Source organism: Escherichia sp. KCJ4928, assembly GCF_004352695.1.
GTDB lineage: Bacteria > Pseudomonadota > Gammaproteobacteria > Enterobacterales > Enterobacteriaceae > ECMA0423.
This window is the reverse complement of sequence record NZ_SJWV01000010.1, coordinates 18,679-36,564: the sequence shown is the minus strand read 5'-3', so window position 1 is coordinate 36,564 and position 17,886 is coordinate 18,679. Positions and strand designations below refer to the sequence as shown.

Here is a 17,886-nt window from a genome sequence, read left to right as displayed (position 1 = left end):
AGCGGTTTTTTAGTGACGAAGAAGATGTTGTTACTTTTCAATCCTTGCCGCTGTGGAAATGAAGGAGTATGTTAATAATAACGTTCGTATACGAACAATTAAGAGGATAAGCAATGAAACTGATCGTCGGGATGACAGGGGCTACCGGTGCGCCTCTTGGTGTGGCATTACTGCAAGCGCTGCGGGAGATGCCGAATGTCGAGACTCATCTGGTGATGTCGAAGTGGGCGAAAACCACCATTGAACTGGAAACGCCTTACAGCGCTCGCGATGTTGCTGCCCTCGCAGACTTCAGCCATAACCCGGCGGATCAGGCGGCGATCATCTCATCCGGTTCTTTTCGTACCGACGGCATGATCGTTATTCCGTGCAGTATGAAAACGCTCGCCGGTATCCGCGCTGGTTACGCCGATGGCCTGGTAGGGCGCGCGGCGGACGTCGTGCTCAAAGAAGGCCGCAAACTGGTGCTGGTGCCGCGTGAAATGCCGCTTAGCACCATCCATCTCGAAAATATGCTCGCACTTTCACGCATGGGCGTGGCGATGGTGCCGCCGATGCCTGCCTTTTATAACCATCCCGAAACGGTAGATGACATTGTCCACCATGTGGTAGCCCGCGTGCTGGATCAATTTGGCCTCGAACATCCCCACGCCAGGCGCTGGCAAGGATTGCCGCAGGCCCGGAATTTTTCTCAGGAGAATGAATAATGGCATTTGATGATTTACGCAGCTTTTTACAGGCGCTTGATGACCACGGCCAGTTACTGAAAATCAGCGAAGAAGTGAACGCCGAGCCGGATCTGGCAGCAGCAGCTAACGCCACCGGGCGTATCGGCGACGGCGCGCCCGCGCTGTGGTTTGATAATATTCGCGGCTTTACCGATGCCCGCGTGGCGATGAACACCATCGGTTCCTGGCAGAACCACGCGATTTCCCTCGGCCTGCCGCCAAATGCCCCGGTTAAAAAGCAGATTGATGAGTTTATTCGCCGCTGGGATAACTTCCCGATTGCCCCGGAGCGCCGCGCCAATCCAGCCTGGGCGCAGAACACCGTTGATGGCGACGAGATCAACCTGTTCGATATCCTGCCGCTGTTTCGTTTAAACGATGGCGATGGCGGTTTCTATCTCGACAAAGCGTGCGTGGTTTCCCGCGATCCGCTCGACCCGGATAACTTCGGCAAGCAGAACGTCGGCATCTACCGCATGGAAGTGAAGGGCAAGCGTAAGCTCGGCCTGCAACCGGTGCCGATGCACGATATCGCCCTGCATCTGCATAAAGCAGAAGAGCGCGGTGAAGATCTGCCGATTGCGATCACGCTCGGTAACGATCCGATCATCACGCTGATGGGGGCCACGCCGCTGAAATATGATCAGTCCGAGTACGAAATGGCAGGCGCGCTGCGTGAAAGCCCGTACCCGATCGCCACCGCCCCGTTGACCGGTTTTGATGTGCCGTGGGGTTCAGAAGTGATCCTCGAAGGGGTCATCGAAAGCCGTAAACGCGAAATCGAAGGGCCGTTCGGTGAGTTTACCGGGCACTACTCCGGCGGGCGTAACATGACCGTGGTGCGCATCGATAAAGTCTCTTACCGCACCAGGCCGATTTTCGAATCGCTGTACCTCGGTATGCCGTGGACCGAAATCGACTACCTGATGGGGCCAGCCACCTGCGTGCCGCTGTATCAGCAGCTGAAAGCCGAGTTCCCTGAAGTGCAGGCGGTAAACGCCATGTACACCCATGGCCTGCTGGCGATTATCTCCACCAAAAAACGCTACGGCGGCTTTGCCCGCGCGGTGGGCCTGCGCGCAATGACCACGCCGCATGGTCTGGGCTACGTGAAGATGGTGATTATGGTCGATGAAGACGTTGACCCGTTCAACCTGCCGCAGGTGATGTGGGCGCTCTCCTCGAAAGTGAACCCGGCAGGGGATTTGGTGCAGTTGCCGAATATGTCCGTGCTGGAACTCGATCCAGGCTCAAGCCCTGCGGGGATCACCGACAAGCTGATTATCGACGCCACTACGCCTGTCGCCCCGGACAACCGTGGTCACTACAGCCAACCGGTGGTGGATTTACCGGAAACCAAAGCCTGGGCTGAAAAACTGACCGCTATGCTGGCTGCACGTAAATAAGGAGAAGAAGATGATTTGTCCACGTTGTGCCGATGAACAGATTGAAGTGATGGCGAAATCGCCGGTGAAAGATGTCTGGACGGTATATCAGTGCCAGCATTGCCTTTATACCTGGCGCGATACCGAACCGCTGCGCCGTACCAGCCGCGAACATTATCCCGAAGCGTTCCGCATGACGCAGAAAGATATTGATGACGCGCCAATGGTGCCGAGCATCCCGCCGCTGCTGGTGGAAGGTAAGCGTTAAATAAAAGGTCCGATGCCCATCGGACCTTTTTATTAAGGTCAAATTACCGCCCATACGCACCAGGTAATTAAGAATCCGGTAAAACCGAGAATGGTCGTTAACACTGTCCAGGTTTTCAGACCGTCTGCTACCGACAACCCCAGATATTTGGTCACAATCCAGAACCCTGAGTCATTAATATGTGACGCGCCAAGCCCACCAAAGCAGGCTGCCAGCGTCACCAATACGCACTGAATCGGATTCAATCCCATCACCGCTTCTGAGAGTAACCCGCCGGTTGTCAGGATTGCTACGGTTGCTGACCCCTGCGATGCACGCAGCGCCAGTGAAATAATAAATGCGGCTGGTAACAGAGGCAGGTCAATCATTTGTAGCATGTTGGCAAGGGCTTTGCCGACGCCCGATTCCACCAGCACTTTGCCAAATACCCCTCCAGCACCAGTAACCAAAATCACTACCGCCGCAGTGGGAAGGGCTGAGCCCATAATGTCACTGGTGTGTTGTAAGCTCCAGCCGCGACGTAAAGCCAATAACCAGAATGCCAGCACCAGCGCAATCATTAGAGCTACCATTGGTGAGCCGATCAGCTGTAGCGTACCAAGCAGGGGATGCGAAGGCGGCATCAGTGTTGCGGAAACCGTACCCGCCATGATAATCGCGATAGGAATAACAATTAGCGAGGTGACCAGCGCGACGCCCGGTGGATTTATTTTATCGCTTAATTTTGTCGCGCCTTCCTCACTGGCCGGAGCCAGTTGCATCTGTTCCAGTACTTCCACCGACATCGCATATTGGTGCTTATTGATTATTTTCGCTGCAAAGTAGCCAACAATCCCTACGGGAATAGAAATCGCAATACCGATGATGGTTAGCCAGCCGATGTCTGCGTGGAGTAACTCCGCTGCGGCGACAGGGCCTGGATGCGGCGGTACCGCCACATGTACAGTTAGCATGATCCCAGCGACAGGCAGGCCAAATTTGAGTGGCGATATTTTGGCAACCTTGGCAAAACCGTAAATGATTGGCGCAAGAATAATAAAGCCGACATCAAAGAAGACGGGAATACCGAGGAAGAACGCTGCCAGAGTCAGCGCAGCGATAGTTCGTTTGTCACCTAACTTGCGACTGAAATAATTAGCCAGTGACTCTGCACCACCAGAGTGTTCGATCATACGCCCCAGCATAGCGCCCAGACCAATAATAATAGTGACGGAACCAAGCACACCGCCCATCCCGGCGATCATCACTTTACCCACTTCGCCCGCCGGTATACCCGCCGCAAGTGCGACTAACAGGCTGACGAGGAGCAGAGCAACGAATGGTTGTACCTTTGCCTTGATGACCAGCAGCAACAGCATGATTACGCCAGCTAACGCAATGCATAACAATGTAATTGTGGACATGGGAAACCCTGTCTGAAAGTTATAGTTAACCTACCCCATCCGTAGATGGGGGGATGTATGGGTACGTTGTAATTAGGGATTTAACGAATTAGCGCCAGGCGTCAAACCAGCCAAGCCCTTCTTCGGTGAGGCCACGAGGTTTATATTCACAACCGATCCAGCCCTGATATCCCACCTCATCGAACAGGCGGAACAGCCACGGATAGTTGATTTCTCCATCGTCCGGTTCATGTCGATCAGGTAGTCCGGCAATTTGTACGTGCGCATATTTCCCAGCGTAGTCGCGGATTAAATGCGTCAGGTTGCCATCTACTTTTTGCGCATGAAAAGTATCTAGTTGAATAAACACGTTATCTCGCGCAACCTCTTCAACAATAGCCAGTGCCTGATACTGGCTGGAGAAGAGATAATGAGGCTTAACGTCGGGGCTGAGTGCTTCAACTAATATTCGCTTGCCGTGTAGCGCAAAGCGGTCGGCAGCGTAGCGGAGATTATCGATAAATACTGCCCGGTACCGTTCAGCGTCTTCGCCAGCGGGCACGACGCCTGCCATCACATGGACTTGTTCACAATTGAGCGCCAATGCATATTCCAGTGCCAGGTCGATGTCTGCGTGTGCTTCGTGCTCACGTCCGGGAAGGGCGGATAATCCCCATTCCCCCGCATTAATATCTCCGGGAGCGGTATTGAACAGCGCCAGTGTCAGATGGTTTTGCTCCAGTTGCTTTTGGATTTGCAGGGTGGAGTAGTCATAGGGAAACAGAAATTCCACAGCATCGAACCCGGCTTTTCGCGCTGCGGCGAAGCGTTCAATAAAAGGCACTTCGGTGAACATCATGGATAAATTAGCTGCAAAACGAGGCATTGCATTAACTCCTTAATTCCGCAATTTCACCTGCGGTCAGATAACGGATCGGGCGGTCACCGAGAATAAAAATCAGCTTTGCCGTTTCCTCCAGCTCTTCCATATTGTTGGCGGCTTCTTGCAGGCTTTCACCGCAAACCACTGGGCCATGATTTGCCAGTAAAAAAGCCTGATTGTCTGCTGCCAGTTCCGCCAGATCCTGTGCGATGCGTTTATCGCCCGGTCGGTAATAAGGCACCAGCGGGACATTTCCCATCCGCATCACCACGTATGGTGTGAACGGACGAATAACGTTGCTGCTGTCCAGCCCTTGCAGGCAGGAAAGCGCCGTCGACCATGTGCTGTGCAAATGCACCACCGCTTTACAGCGCGGATTGTTGCGATACAGCGCCAGATGAAAGAGCACCTCTTTCGAGGGTTTGTCACCACTTAACCATTCGCCATCCGCGGCGACTTTGGAAAGCCGCTGCGGATCGAGATTGCCCAGGCATGAACCTGTCGGTGTCGCCAGTAAATTCCCGTCAGGTAAAAGCAGCGACAGATTGCCAGCCGAACCGGTTGCATAGCCGCGCTGAAAGAATGAACTGGCAATCCGCGTCATCTCCTCTCGCAAAGACTGCTCTACTTTTGCGAAATCGCTCATGATAAAAACTCTCTTTGGGCTCGTGAAAAAAAGGCTTCATCACCGAAGTTGCCAGATTTAAGGGCGAGTGAGACAGGCTTATCCAGTGCGTTTACCCACGGCACGCCGGGGGAAATGGTTGGGCCAATATGAAACCCTTTTATGCCCAGGCTCTGTGTGACTACGCCGGAGGTCTCACCGCCTGCGACAATAAAGCGTGTCACGCCTTCCGCTGCTAACCGCGCCGCTAGTTGAGAAAATAGAGTTTCTACTGCCTGACTGGCTTTTTGTGCACCGTATTGCTGTTGAATTGCTGCCAATGCGTCAGTGCTGGCGGTGGCAAAAACCAGTGGAGCAAGTACACTTTCCTGGCCCAGAACCCACTCTGCCAGTTCGTGTGCATAAGCGGCCAGAGTTTCGGTTGAGAGGCAGCGTGCCACATCAACTTCACGGGCTGGTGCAATTTGACGGTAATGTGCCACCTGGCGGTTGGTCATTTGAGAGCATGAACCGGAGAGCACTACGCCGCGCCCAGCGAGCGGATGCCCTGCTTCGCGAGCCTGGTTACCGTTTTCTTGCGCCCACTGCCGGGCCAGGCCAATCGCCAGACCAGAACCGCCCGTTACCAGTGGGGCATCGCGCAAGGCTTCTCCCTGAATTTCCAGATGGTGTTCGGTCAGCGCATCAAGCACCGCGTAGCGGTAGCCCTCTTGCTGTAAGCGAGCCAGCTCTTGACGAACGGCATCCACACCTTGTTCGAAAACATGTGCCGAAACGACGCCGCAGCGCCCTGTGGATTGCGCTTCAACCAGACGGGGAAGATAGCTGTCGGTCATGGGATTTACCGGGTGATGGCGCATCCCGGATTCGGCCAGCAGTTGATTCATTACGAACAAATACCCCTGATAAACCGTACGTCCGTTGACCGGCAGGGCCGGAGAGAAGACCGTAAACGGCGTGTCGAGAGCATCCATTAATGCATCGGTAACCGGGCCGATATTACCTTTCGCCGTACTGTCGAAAGTAGAGCAGTATTTGAAATAGATCTGTTTGCAACCTTGCTGTTGCAACCAGCTCAGAGCCGCCAGCGATTGCTGTGTGGCTTCAACCACCGGACAGGAGCGCGTTTTCAGGCTGATCACCAGTGCGTCGATTGCTTCCGGCATTTTACCTGTTGGAACACCGTTAATTTGTACCGTTGGTAGACCGTTTTCCACCAGAAAACTGGCGATATCCGTCGCGCCGGTAAAATCATCGGCGATAACGCCAATCTTGATCATGATTTCGCTCCCGGTAGAGTGATGCCAGAGAAAATCTTGATAACTGCGCTATCGTCTTCTTTCCCGTAACCTGCGTTACTGGCGCTGGTGAACATATTCAATGCTGTTGAGGCCAATGGCAGCGGGAAGTGCAGGGCTTTGGCTGTATCGGCAACCAGACCAAGATCCTTAACAAAAATATCGACGGCTGAATGCGGGGTGTAATCGCCATCCACCACATGACGCATCCGGTTTTCGAACATCCAGGAATTTCCGGCGGCATTGGTCACGACGTCATACATCACATCCAGCGGGATCCCCGCACGGGCTGCAAGTGCCATCGCTTCGGCTCCGGCAGCAATATGTACGCCCGCTAACAACTGGTGAATAATTTTTACGGTCGAACCTAGTCCCGGTTCTGCACCTATGCGATAAACTTTTCCGGCAACGGCTTCCAGCACGGGTGCCAGTCGTTCAAAGGCAATATCGCTACCGGAGGCCATGACAGTCATTTCACCGTTAGCGGCTTTTACTGCACCACCAGAAACTGGCGCATCCAGCATTTCCAGATCGAATCCAGCCAGAGCGGTAGCAATTTCTTGCGCATCAGCACTAGCGATAGTGGAAGAAACCATTACTGCCGTACCGGGTTTCAGATGTTGTGCAACGCCTGTTTCACCAAACAGCACCTGTTTAACCTGGGCCGCATTGACCACCAGCACCAGCAGAGCGTCCAGTTTTTCGGCAAACGTCGCGGCGTTATCAGAAACCCCGCAAGCACCTGCCTCTTTCAACGTAGCGCAGGCATTGCTGTTCAGGTCTGCGCCCCAGGTAGAAAGACCTGCGCGGACACATGACAGTGCTGCTCCCATTCCCATTGACCCTAAGCCAACGATACCGACATGAAACTCAGATCCCGTTTTCATCTGCTCTCCTTGTTAATTTAAGTGATATTTTGTTTGATATTGTGAATATAAGCGCTGGAAGATAACGATATGGTGAGCTGATTCACATAAATTAACATTGTGTGTTATTTTATGTGAACTAAGCGTTAGTTGCGCCGCGCACGTTTCGCAGGCAAATAGCGTAGAATGTCAGCAGGACAAAGGAAGGAGCAAAAGTTGATACCCGTAGAGCGTCGCCAAATCATCCTTGAGATGGTAGCTGAAAAAGGCATTGTCAGTATTGCTGAACTAACGGACAGAATGAATGTGTCACATATGACCATTCGTCGGGATTTACAAAAACTGGAGCAGCAGGGAGCCGTTGTGCTGGTGTCCGGAGGCGTCCAGTCTCCGGGACGCGTGGCGCATGAACCTTCTCATCAGGTAAAAACTGCGCTGGCAATGACGCAAAAAGCGGCTATTGGCAAGCTGGCGGCAAGTCTTGTTCAGCCGGGAAGTTGTATCTATCTGGATGCGGGAACGACCACGTTAGCGATAGCACAGCATCTGATTCACATGGAGTCACTGACTGTGGTCACAAACGATTTCGTTATTGCGAACTACTTGCTCGACAACAGTAATTGCACAATTATTCACACTGGCGGTGCAGTGTGTCGGGAAAACCGTTCCTGTGTCGGGGAAGCCGCTGCGACCATGCTGCGCAGCCTGATGATTGATCAGGCTTTTATTTCTGCATCGTCATGGAGTGTGCGGGGGATTTCTACGCCAGCGGAAGATAAAGTCACGGTGAAACGGGCGATTGCCAGTGCCAGCCGCCAGCGAGTTTTGGTCTGTGATGCGACGAAATATGGTCAGGTGGCGACATGGCTGGCGTTACCATTAAGCGAGTTTGATCAGATTATTACAGACGACGGTTTGCCGGAGAGTGCCAGTCGCGCGCTGGCGAAGCAGGATCTCTCTTTGCTGGTAGCGAAAAATGAATAATGGCCTGCAATAACATCTGGTTACTCATGCTTCACAGAAGAAGCATGAGACTACCTTATTTTATAAAATGACAGCCGCCCACTTTTCGGCGATCCGGTATCAATATAAATCTGGTTAGCGAACGTCTGAATGTTATCAAACATCATATGTCCAAATATAAAATAATCAGCGCCGTTTATTTGTTGTAACTCGCCATTAAGCGATTTCTGCACACGATCAACAGGCCAGAGTAATTCGCTCTCCGCTATTTCTTTACCAAAGAGATATTCACTCCCCGGATAATCTGCATGTGCGATGACATATTTTATGTTGTCGTTAGTGATTTCAATAATATGTGGAAGGTGATGGAATTTCAGCAACAGATCTGTAGCTTCTTTTTGCTCTGAATCATTTAAATCGAAAAACCAGTCACCACCGCTGGCAAGCCACATATTGCCATCGCCGGTCGCGAACGCATCCAGCGCCATTGCTTCGTGGTTGCCTTTAACGGAGATAAACCAGGGCTGGTTTAGCAGGCGCAGGACGTCAAGACTCTCCGGCCCACGATCAATATTATCGCCGACAGAAATAAGTAAGTCGGTTTCGGGGAAAAAAGAGAGTTGATGTAAGCGGGATTGTAATAACTGATATTCACCATGAATATCACCAACGACCCATATATGGCGATAGTGATGGGCATTGATTTTTTGATAGCGTGTAGATGGCATGGTTTTACCCTGTAAAATAAGCTTTCCTATTATACAGGGTATTTTTATTTGATTCGTCAGTTGTCGTTAATATTCCCGATAGCAAAAGACTATCGGGAATTTTTATTACACCAGACTCTTCAAGCGATAAATCCACTCCAGCGCCTGACGCGGAGTCAGTGAATCCGGGTCCAGGTTTTCCAGTGCCTCGACCGCAGGCGAAGTTTCTTCTGGTACGGACAGCAAAGACATTTGCGTACCATCCACTTGCGTAGCGGCGGCGTTCGGCGAAATGCTTTCCAGCTCACGCAGCTTTTGCCGTGCGCGCTTAATAACCTCTTTTGGCACGCCGGCCAGAGCTGCAACCGCCAGGCCGTAGCTTTTGCTCGCCGCGCCATCCTGCACGCTGTGCATAAAGGCAATGGTGTCGCCGTGCTCCAGTGCATCGAGATGCACGTTGGCGACGCCTTCCATTTTCTCCGGTAACTGTGTCAGCTCGAAATAGTGGGTGGCAAACAGCGTCAATGCCTTAATCTTATTCGCCAGATTTTCCGCGCACGCCCACGCCAGCGACAGACCATCGTAAGTGGACGTTCCACGCCCGATCTCATCCATCAATACCAGACTATATTCGGTGGCATTATGTAAAATATTGGCGGTTTCGGTCATCTCCACCATAAAGGTCGAACGCCCGGAAGCCAGGTCATCTGCCGCGCCTACGCGGGTAAAGATACGGTCAATCGGGCCAATCTCGACTTTTTGCGCCGGTACGTAGCTGCCGATATAGGCCATTAGCGCAATCAACGCGGTCTGGCGCATATAGGTACTTTTACCGCCCATGTTCGGACCGGTGATGATCAACATGCGACGCTGCGGCGACAGATTCAGCGGGTTGGCGATAAACGGCTCATTCAGCACCTGTTCAACCACCGGATGGCGGCCTTCGGTAATGCGAATGCCCGGTTTATCAATAAAGGTCGGGCAGGTGTAGTTCAGGGTATAGGCCCGTTCCGCCAGGTTCACCAGCACGTCGAGTTCCGCCAGCGCGCTCGCGCTCTGTTGCAACGCTTCCAGATGCGGCAACAGCAGGTCGAACAGTTCTTCATAAAGCTGTTTTTCCAGAGCCAGTGCTTTGCCTTTTGAGGTGAGAACTTTATCTTCGTACTCTTTTAGCTCTGGAATGATGTAGCGCTCGGCGTTTTTCAGCGTCTGGCGACGCATGTAGTTGATGGGTGCCAGATGGCTTTGCCCACGGCTGATTTGAATGTAGTAGCCGTGCACCGCATTAAAGCCAACTTTTAGCGTGTCCAGGCCGGTACGTTCACGCTCGCGGACTTCCAGACGCTCCAGATAATCGGTCGCGCCGTCAGCCAGCGCGCGCCACTCATCCAGCTCTTCGTTATAGCCCGATGCGATAACACCACCGTCGCGTACCAGCACTGGCGGTGTGTCGATGATTGCTCGCTCCAGCAGATCGCGCAGCTCGGCAAACTCGCCCATCTTCTCACGTAGCGCCTGTACCGGTGCACTATCGACAGTTTCTAACTGTGCACGCAGCTCCGGCAGTTGCTGGAAAGCGTGGCGCATACGGGCCAGATCGCGTGGGCGAGCAGTTCGTAAAGCCAGACGTGCCAGAATACGTTCCAGGTCGCCGACCTGACGCAGTACCGGCTGCAACTCGGCGGTGAAATCCTGCAATGCGCCGATAGTTTGCTGGCGCTCAAGCAACACGCGGGTATCGCGCACTGGCATATGCAGCCAGCGTTTCAGCATACGGCTGCCCATCGGCGTGACGGTGCAGTCGAGCACAGAAGCCAGCGTATTTTCCGCACCACCCGCCAGGTTCTGGGTGATTTCCAGATTACGACGCGTCGCGGCATCCATAATGATGCTGTCCTGCTCACGTTCCATGGTGATGGAACGAATATGCGGCAGAGTCGTACGTTGGGTATCTTTCGCATACTGCAACAGACAACCGGCAGCACAAAGTCCGCGCGGCGCGTTCTCGACGCCAAAACCGACCAGATCGCGAGTGCCAAATTGCAGATTCAACTGCTGGCGCGCGGTGTCGATTTCAAACTCCCACAGCGGGCGACGGCGCAGGCCGCGACGGCCTTCAATCAGCGACATCTCGGCGAAATCTTCTGCATACAGCAGTTCCGCCGGATTAGTGCGTTGCAGCTCTGCCGCCATCGTTTCGCGGTCGGCCGGTTCGCTCAGGCGAAAACGCCCGGAGCTGATATCCAGCGTCGCGTAGCCGAAACCTTTGCTGTCCTGCCAGATAGCCGCCAGCAGGTTGTCCTGACGCTCCTGTAACAGGGCTTCATCGCTGATGGTGCCTGGCGTAACGATACGCACAACTTTGCGCTCAACCGGACCTTTGCTGGTCGCCGGATCGCCAATTTGTTCGCAGATGGCAACGGACTCTCCCTGATTCACCAGTTTGGCGAGATAGTTTTCCACCGCATGGTAGGGAATCCCCGCCATCGGGATCGGCTCTCCCGCCGAAGCACCGCGTTTGGTCAGTGAAATATCCAGCAGTTGCGACGCGCGTTTTGCGTCGTCATAAAACAGTTCATAAAAATCACCCATCCGGTAAAACAGCAGGATCTCGGGATGCTGGGCTTTCAGCCTGAGATACTGCTGCATCATGGGCGTATGGGCGTCGAAATTTTCTATTGCACTCATGGGGTTATGTCCGGTTCCCTGATATTAAATGGGGTGTGATGGTTTTTATTTTCGTTGTAATCACATAAGGCGCACATGATACCGGAGTTAATCATTTCAGGGGAAGAAGCGAACGGTGAGTTCTTGATGCTGGTTCCGGGAAAGATGCTGTTTTGCAGCTTTTGCGTGATGCTTATGAAGCAAGTACGCAAAATTGCGTCGGTTGGCGAACCTTTCTTCTTTAGAGTCATAGTGCCCTTTAAGATTAAGATGTAATATAAATACATCTTAATGAGGTGGAGGCAGCATGTCCGGCAAGCGTATCTCTCGTGAAAAACTGACGATTAAAAAAATGATCGATCTTTATCAAGCGAAATGCCCGCAGGCGTCAGCGGAGCCGGAGCATTACGAGGCGTTGTTTGTTTACGCGCAAAAGCGGCTGGATAAATGTGTGTTCGGCGAAGAGAAACCAGCCTGTAAGCAGTGTCCGGTGCACTGTTACCAGCCAGCAAAGCGTGAAGAGATGAAACAGATTATGCGTTGGGCCGGGCCGCGAATGCTGTGGCGTCATCCGATCTTAACCGTGCGTCATCTCATCGATGACAAGCGTCCGGTGCCAGAACTGCCGGAAAAATATCGTCCGAAAAAAACTCGTGAATAGTATGCCGGACAGGCAGATCTGTCCGGCAATTTGCAGTTAAATCAATGCCGATTTATCAATTCCAAGCCGCTTCATCCGTGACAGCAGGGTCGTGCGTTTCAGCCCCAGACGTTGCGCAGCGCCTTTAGGCCCGGCAACCACGCCGTTGGTTTCTTTCAGCACGCGCACAATCAACTGATATTCATCTTCGCCCTCCTGGGCGACAACCGTTGCGGCAGGCGGCGTTTCAGGCTCCGGTAAAGCAATATCTGGCAATGACAGCTGCAGCACGTTGCCGCGTGTTAGCAATACTGCGCGCTCAATGACGTTTTCCAGTTCGCGTACGTTACCCGGCCACTCCATGTTGCTCAAGGTGCGCAGCGTCTCGGCAGGAATGCTGTCGATATTGCGCCCCAGACGACGGGCAATTTTGAAGGTAAAGGCTTTCGCCAGCAGCGGAATATCTTCCGGACGCTCGCGTAGTGGCGGCAGGTGAATCGGGAATACGTTCAGGCGGTAATAGAGATCGCTACGGAACTCACGGTCGGCGACCATTTTTTTCAGATCGCGGTTAGTCGCGGCAATTAAACGTACGTCCGTCTGAATGATTTTGTTGCTGCCGAGACGTTCAAACTCCTGTTCCTGCAATACACGCAGCAACTTCGGCTGTAACTCCAGTGGCATATCGCCCACTTCGTCGAGGAACAGAGAGCTTTTATCCGCCAGTTCAAAACGACCAATGCGCTGGGCGCTGGCACCGGTAAAAGCCCCACGCTCATGACCAAACAGATCGCTTTCCAGCAATCCGGCAGGCATCGCCGCGCAGTTCATTTTGACCATGCGGCGATTATTACGCCCACTGAGATTATGGATCGCGCGGGCAATCAGCTCTTTACCCGTGCCAGTTTCACCGAGGATCAGCACGGTACTGTCACTTTGCGCCACCATTTCAACTTGTTTAAGCACGCTGTACATGGCTTCGCTGCGGCCAATAATCTCGCCAAATTCACTATCAACATTGTTGAGCTGCTCGGTCAGGGCGAGGTTTTCATCAACCAGCCGTTCTTTCAGACGATGGATTTCCTGATAGGCGAGGGCGTTATCGACAGCGATTGCCACACGTTCGGCAATCTGGCGCAGCAAATTCAGATTGGTAGTGGTAAACACTTTCTCTTCGCATTGCGCCAGTTTCAGCACGCCCAGCATGGTGTCGCCAGACATCAGCGGTAACAGGCACAAGGTTTGAATCTGGTTGCCCCAGGTGTCGAACAACATGCGTTCATAGGGGGCTAAATCGTCCCGCTCGTGGAGATTGATCAGCAGCATCTCTTTACTTTTGAACACGCGTTCGGTGAGGGTTCCGGCTTCATCGACTTCGCTCTGTTCGTGGGCGGGATGTTGTTTATCAAGATAGTGAGTGGAGTAGATGTTGAGTTTGTTTTTACGGTGGCTGCGTAAGACGATACTGATATCGTCAATGTCGAAATAGTAATGGATTTCTTTGGCGACTTCGCTGACCAGTTCGTCCATATCCAGGCGGGAAAGCACCGCGTTGGTGATGGCGACCAGGATGCGGAAGTTATCGCGTTCCCGGCATAACAACTCATAGTCGACATTGTTAACGACGCGGCTCTGGATTTGTTCGGTGACGACAGAAACGATCTGCGTAAATGTTTGCAGACGATTGAACTCTTTTTCGCTCCAGGGGCGATCGTCATAACGAATAAATTCACAGCCACCAAAAATATGCCCTTCCGCCGCCAGTGGCATCAGGCAATAGTGACCAAATTTTGGGTATAGCCCACCTGCGGCCAGCTGCGGCCAGGTTTCACAAAATTCTTCGTAACTGCAATGCAGCGTATCAGGGCGCGACAAAATGCTGCGTACCGGACCGTGTGCCAGAACAGTTTCGTCTTCATATTTAATGGGGGTGTCTTTTTCACGCGACGCGTAATAAGACGCACGTTGAGTCTGCGCTTGCCACAACACAATAGCCGCGTTGTCGGCGAGCGCAGAACGCTTTACCAGTTGCGAAAGAGCCTCACACAGCGAGGCCAGATCGGGCTGCTGCAATAGTGTCCGAGTGATGTCGAACAACCCTTGCTGTCCGAGATCACTCATCGGTGTATATGACATTTTGTTCTTCCAGGAAAGCACCGCAAAGCGGTGCAAAAGGTCATTGACTAACTATAGGAGATTTAGAATTTTATTAGCATATACGCGGAAGCGGTTCGGCGTGTGGTAAATCGAGGGTTCGTTTCACGCCATACAGACCGGCAAGACGAACACCTTTACGTTCCACCACTTCACCAATCAGCGCCGCGTCTTTCCCCAGTGGATGGGAATGTAACGCTGCCAGCACTTGCTCTGCCGCGTTGCGTTCAACGGCGATCACCAGTTTGCCTTCGTTGGCAAAGTTAAGGGCGTCCAGTCCCAGTAGTTCACAAACGCCGCGCACAGCAGGTTTAACCGGCAGTGCCGCTTCTGAAATTTCAATACCACAACCGCAGGCTGCCGCGAACTCATGAACTACCGCGTTCACACCACCACGGGTGGCATCACGCAGCGCTTTCACGCCGGGAATGTCACGCAGCGTCTGAATAAGCGGCGTCAGTACCGCGCAGTCGCTGACCAGTTCGCCATCCAGCCCCAGCTGCTCACGCAGGTTAAGGATAGTCGCCCCGTGGTCCCCGAGCGTGCCGCTAACCAGTAATACATCGCCTGCGGTTAGCGTCTGTGCGCCCCAGTGAATATTCGCCGGAATTGCGCCCATGCCAGCGGTGTTGATAAACAGTTTATCTGCCGCGCCGCGCTGCACCACTTTAGTATCGCCAGTGACGATGGCAATGCCTGCCGCGCGCGCGGTTTCTGCCATGCTGGTCACTACGGCTTTCAGTGTCTCCATCGGCAATCCTTCTTCGAGGATAAAGCCACAGGAGAGATAGCGCGGAATAGCGCCACTGACCGCAACGTCATTGGCTGTGCCGCAAATCGCCAGCTTGCCGATATTACCGCCAGGAAAGAACAGCGGGTCAATGACGTAACTGTCGGTGGAGAACGCCAGACGGTCGCCTTCCGCTACCAGCTGCGCCAGCTCAAGACGTGCCTGATCTTCCTGTTCTGCCAGCCACGGGTTGGCAAAGGCTTCCATAAACAGGCTGTTGATTAATTGCTGCATCGCCTGGCCGCCGCTGCCGTGGGCGAGTTGGATATTATTCACGCTTCACTCTCCTGCTGACGATACTGATACCACGCGGCGCACGCTCCTTCGGAGGAGACCATCAGTGCACCAAATGCGGTTTGAGGATTACAGGTGTTACCAAACAGCGGGCATTGATGCGGCTTACATTTGCCCGTTAATACTTCACCACAACGTGCGCGCGGGTCATCGCAGACCTGCTGCGGTGCCGGGCGGAAATGCGCTTCGGCATCGAATCGTTGATAATCTGGCGTCAGGTGTACACCAGAAGATTCAATCACGCCTAAGCCGCGCCATTCGCTGTCGCCGTTGACACAGAACACATCGGCAATCGCCTGTTGCGCCAGCAGGTTACCGGCATCCGGTACCACCCGACGATACTGATTCTCTACCTTGCTGTGGGCCGCTATTTTCTGCTCCACCAGCATGACCACGCCTTGCAGTAGATCAAGCGGTTCGAAACCAGCCACCACCAGCGGACGATGAAAATCGCTGGCGATAAAATTATAGGCATCAGTGCCGATAACCATACTAACGTGGCCCGGCGCGAGGAACGCGTCGATACCGTTATCCGGCTGTTCCAGCAAACTGCGAAGCGTCGGGATAAGCGTAATATGCTGGCAGAAGAAGTAAAAATTCTGCACATCACGCGCTTTCGCCTGTTGCAGAGTGATGGCGGTGGTCGGCATGGTGGTTTCAAAACCTAAGCCGAAGAACACCACTTTGCGGGTTGGATTCTCCTGCGCCAGTTTCAACGCATCCATCGGCGAGTAAACGATGCGCACATCGGCACCGCGTGCTTTTGCCTGCAACAGCGAACCCTGTTTCCCTGGTACGCGCATGGCGTCGCCAAAGGTACAGAAGATGACTTCCGGATGGCTGGCAATCTCCACGCAGGTGTCGATTCTACCCATCGGCAGTACGCACACCGGGCACCCCGGACCGTGGATAAACTCAACGTTTTCCGGCAGTAACTGGTCGAGGCCGAATTTAAAGATAGCGTGGGTATGACCGCCACACACTTCCATAATCCGCAGAGGGCGTTCGGCGGTGTAAGAGAGATGTGAAGCACGTTCGCGCAGATGCTCAATTAACTGCATCACCTGTTCCGGCGCGCGATATTCATCAACAAAACGCATTATTTTTCCTCGCCATACAACAGCGCGCCGACATCCGGCTCAACGTCAAACATGTTTTGTAAGGCGTCGAGAGTGTCGCGTGCTTCGGCTTCATTAATTACGCTCATGGCAAAGCCAACGTGTACCAGTACCCACTGGCCCACGCGCGGCTGACCGTTTTCATCGCAGCTGCCGACTAACGTTAAATCGACATCGCGCTGAATGCCGCAGACGTCGACTTTCGCCTGGTTGCCGTCAATGGTGCGGATCTGGCCGGGAACGCCTATGCACATCGCTGTGTCTCCAGCCAGTTCAGCCACTGGTCCATCCCTTCGCCGCTGGTGGCGGAAATAAGGATGATTTCAATTTCTGGATTGACTTCGCGGGCGCAGGCGATGCACTTTTCAACGTCAAAGTTGAGATACGGCAACAGGTCAACTTTGTTGAGCAGCATCAGCGAGGCGGCGGCAAACATATGCGGATATTTCAGCGGTTTGTCTTCACCTTCGGTAACGGAAAGCACCGCCACTTTGTGTTTTTCACCGAGATCGAAGCTGGCCGGGCATACGAGGTTGCCAACGTTTTCGATAAACAGAATACCGTTATCGTCCAGTGGCAGACGCGGTGCGGCGTCGGCAATCATCTGTGCGTCAAGATGGCAGCCTTTACCGGTGTTCACCTGAATCGCTGGTGTGCCGGTAGCGCGAATGCGTGCGGCATCGTTCACGGTTTGCTGGTCACCTTCAATAACCGCGCACGGAACGCTGTCTTTCAGGCGCATTAAGGTTTCCGTCAGCAGGGTGGTTTTACCGGAACCAGGGCTGGAAACCAGGTTGAGCACCAGTTGCTTGCGGGCAGCAAAGCGCGCGCGGTTGCGTTCAGCCAGACGGTTGTTTTTGTCCAGCACGTCAATTTCGACTTCCAGCATCCGACGCTGGCTCATGCCCGGTGCGTGAGTGCCCGCTTCGCCATGACCGTAATGCAGGTCGCCTTCTTCAGTCTGGCTGGGGGTAAATTCAGGCGCTTTAATGCCGGTGATTTTCATCTTCGGGCGTGCCGCCGGGGCAAATGGCGCGCTACGAAACGCGGAATGAGGGTTATGTTCATCACCCTCGATATACAGGTTGCCTTCACCGCAACCGCATGTTGTACACATC

18 protein-coding genes are annotated in these 17,886 nt (G+C 53.4%); 6 read left to right on the top strand and 12 right to left on the bottom strand.

From position 1 onward, the window contains the following. Positions 1-113: 113 nt before the first annotated feature. From E0D98_RS03090 to E0D98_RS03080, 3 genes are read left to right on the top strand one after another with little or no spacing between them, the layout of a single operon-like run. Complete coding sequence (locus E0D98_RS03090; RefSeq protein ID WP_000767718.1) at positions 114-707, top strand: non-oxidative hydroxyarylic acid decarboxylases subunit B; 594 nt, start codon at positions 114-116, stop codon at positions 705-707. Then, entirely contained in the window at positions 707-2,134 is a 1,428-nt protein-coding gene (locus tag E0D98_RS03085) for a non-oxidative hydroxyarylic acid decarboxylases subunit C (protein WP_000863195.1), read from the top strand. The genes E0D98_RS03090 and E0D98_RS03085 overlap by 1 nt, the downstream gene beginning before the upstream one ends. A 10-nt stretch (positions 2,135-2,144) precedes the next feature. Beyond that, positions 2,145-2,381: a non-oxidative hydroxyarylic acid decarboxylases subunit D gene (locus E0D98_RS03080; protein ID WP_000562984.1), complete on the top strand. Its 237-nt coding sequence runs from the start codon at positions 2,145-2,147 to the stop codon at positions 2,379-2,381. Between the two features lie 38 nt (positions 2,382-2,419). On the opposite strand, the gene E0D98_RS03075 is transcribed toward E0D98_RS03080, so the two are convergent. The 5 genes from E0D98_RS03075 to ltnD all read right to left on the bottom strand — a co-directional run bounded on the left by E0D98_RS03075 (position 2,420) and on the right by ltnD (position 7,456). Next, a complete protein-coding gene (locus tag E0D98_RS03075; RefSeq protein ID WP_131890490.1) occupies positions 2,420-3,784 on the bottom strand; it encodes a GntP family transporter in 1,365 nt (454 codons plus the stop codon). 88 nt (positions 3,785-3,872) lie between these two features. Further along, entirely contained in the window at positions 3,873-4,649 is a 777-nt protein-coding gene (locus E0D98_RS03070) for an HPr family phosphocarrier protein (RefSeq protein WP_001136918.1), read from the bottom strand. Positions 4,650-4,653: 4 nt separating this feature from the next. Continuing rightward, the gene (locus tag E0D98_RS03065) at positions 4,654-5,292 is read right to left on the bottom strand and encodes an aldolase (RefSeq protein WP_001278994.1); all 639 of its coding nucleotides are present in this window, start codon (positions 5,290-5,292) and stop codon (positions 4,654-4,656) included. Beyond that, positions 5,289-6,551: a 3-oxo-tetronate kinase gene (gene otnK, locus E0D98_RS03060; RefSeq protein ID WP_000590392.1), complete on the bottom strand. Its 1,263-nt coding sequence runs from the start codon at positions 6,549-6,551 to the stop codon at positions 5,289-5,291. The genes E0D98_RS03065 and otnK overlap by 4 nt, the downstream gene beginning before the upstream one ends. After that, entirely contained in the window at positions 6,548-7,456 is a 909-nt protein-coding gene (ltnD, locus tag E0D98_RS03055) for an L-threonate dehydrogenase (protein WP_000847985.1), read from the bottom strand. The genes otnK and ltnD overlap by 4 nt, the downstream gene beginning before the upstream one ends. A 195-nt stretch (positions 7,457-7,651) precedes the next feature. Here ltnD and ygbI point away from each other — a divergent pair, with 195 nt between their 5' ends. Then, a complete protein-coding gene (ygbI, locus tag E0D98_RS03050) occupies positions 7,652-8,419 on the top strand; it encodes a DNA-binding transcriptional repressor YgbI (RefSeq protein WP_001297141.1) in 768 nt (255 codons plus the stop codon). A 50-nt stretch (positions 8,420-8,469) separates the two neighbouring features. Here ygbI and pphB read toward each other — a convergent pair whose 3' ends face one another. After that, complete coding sequence (gene pphB / locus E0D98_RS03045) at positions 8,470-9,126, bottom strand: protein-serine/threonine phosphatase (RefSeq protein WP_001141330.1); 657 nt, start codon at positions 9,124-9,126, stop codon at positions 8,470-8,472. A gap of 105 nt (positions 9,127-9,231) precedes the next feature. After that, entirely contained in the window at positions 9,232-11,793 is a 2,562-nt protein-coding gene (gene mutS / locus E0D98_RS03040; RefSeq protein ID WP_001272924.1) for a DNA mismatch repair protein MutS, read from the bottom strand. Between the two features lie 75 nt (positions 11,794-11,868). On the opposite strand from mutS, the gene E0D98_RS03035 reads away from it, so the two are divergent. Together E0D98_RS03035 and E0D98_RS03030 are read left to right on the top strand one after the other, a co-directional pair. Further along, positions 11,869-12,048 carry a hypothetical protein gene (locus tag E0D98_RS03035; RefSeq protein WP_000611928.1) on the top strand — a complete coding sequence of 60 codons (180 nt, stop codon included), beginning with the start codon at positions 11,869-11,871 and terminating at the stop codon, positions 12,046-12,048. A 31-nt stretch (positions 12,049-12,079) separates the two neighbouring features. Continuing rightward, positions 12,080-12,433 carry a nitrous oxide-stimulated promoter family protein gene (locus E0D98_RS03030; protein WP_000015499.1) on the top strand — a complete coding sequence of 118 codons (354 nt, stop codon included), beginning with the start codon at positions 12,080-12,082 and terminating at the stop codon, positions 12,431-12,433. Positions 12,434-12,469: 36 nt separating this feature from the next. Here E0D98_RS03030 and flhA read toward each other — a convergent pair whose 3' ends face one another. From flhA to hypB, 5 genes are all read right to left on the bottom strand, one after another. Then, positions 12,470-14,548 (bottom strand): formate hydrogenlyase transcriptional activator FlhA, encoded by a 2,079-nt coding sequence (flhA, locus tag E0D98_RS03025; protein WP_001301446.1) that lies wholly within the window; start codon positions 14,546-14,548, stop codon positions 12,470-12,472. Between the two features lie 73 nt (positions 14,549-14,621). Continuing rightward, a complete protein-coding gene (hypE, locus tag E0D98_RS03020; RefSeq protein WP_001059968.1) occupies positions 14,622-15,632 on the bottom strand; it encodes a hydrogenase maturation carbamoyl dehydratase HypE in 1,011 nt (336 codons plus the stop codon). Continuing rightward, entirely contained in the window at positions 15,629-16,750 is a 1,122-nt protein-coding gene (gene hypD, locus E0D98_RS03015; RefSeq protein WP_001212982.1) for a hydrogenase formation protein HypD, read from the bottom strand. Before hypD ends, hypE begins: the two co-directional genes overlap by 4 nt. Beyond that, entirely contained in the window at positions 16,750-17,022 is a 273-nt protein-coding gene (gene hypC, locus E0D98_RS03010; RefSeq protein ID WP_000334881.1) for a hydrogenase 3 maturation protein HypC, read from the bottom strand. Before hypC ends, hypD begins: the two co-directional genes overlap by 1 nt. Then, on the bottom strand, positions 17,013-17,885 hold the full coding sequence (hypB, locus tag E0D98_RS03005; protein WP_000337665.1) for a hydrogenase nickel incorporation protein HypB: 873 nt from the start codon (positions 17,883-17,885) through the stop codon (positions 17,013-17,015). The genes hypC and hypB overlap by 10 nt, the downstream gene beginning before the upstream one ends. Between the last annotated feature and the right edge of the window lies 1 nt (position 17,886).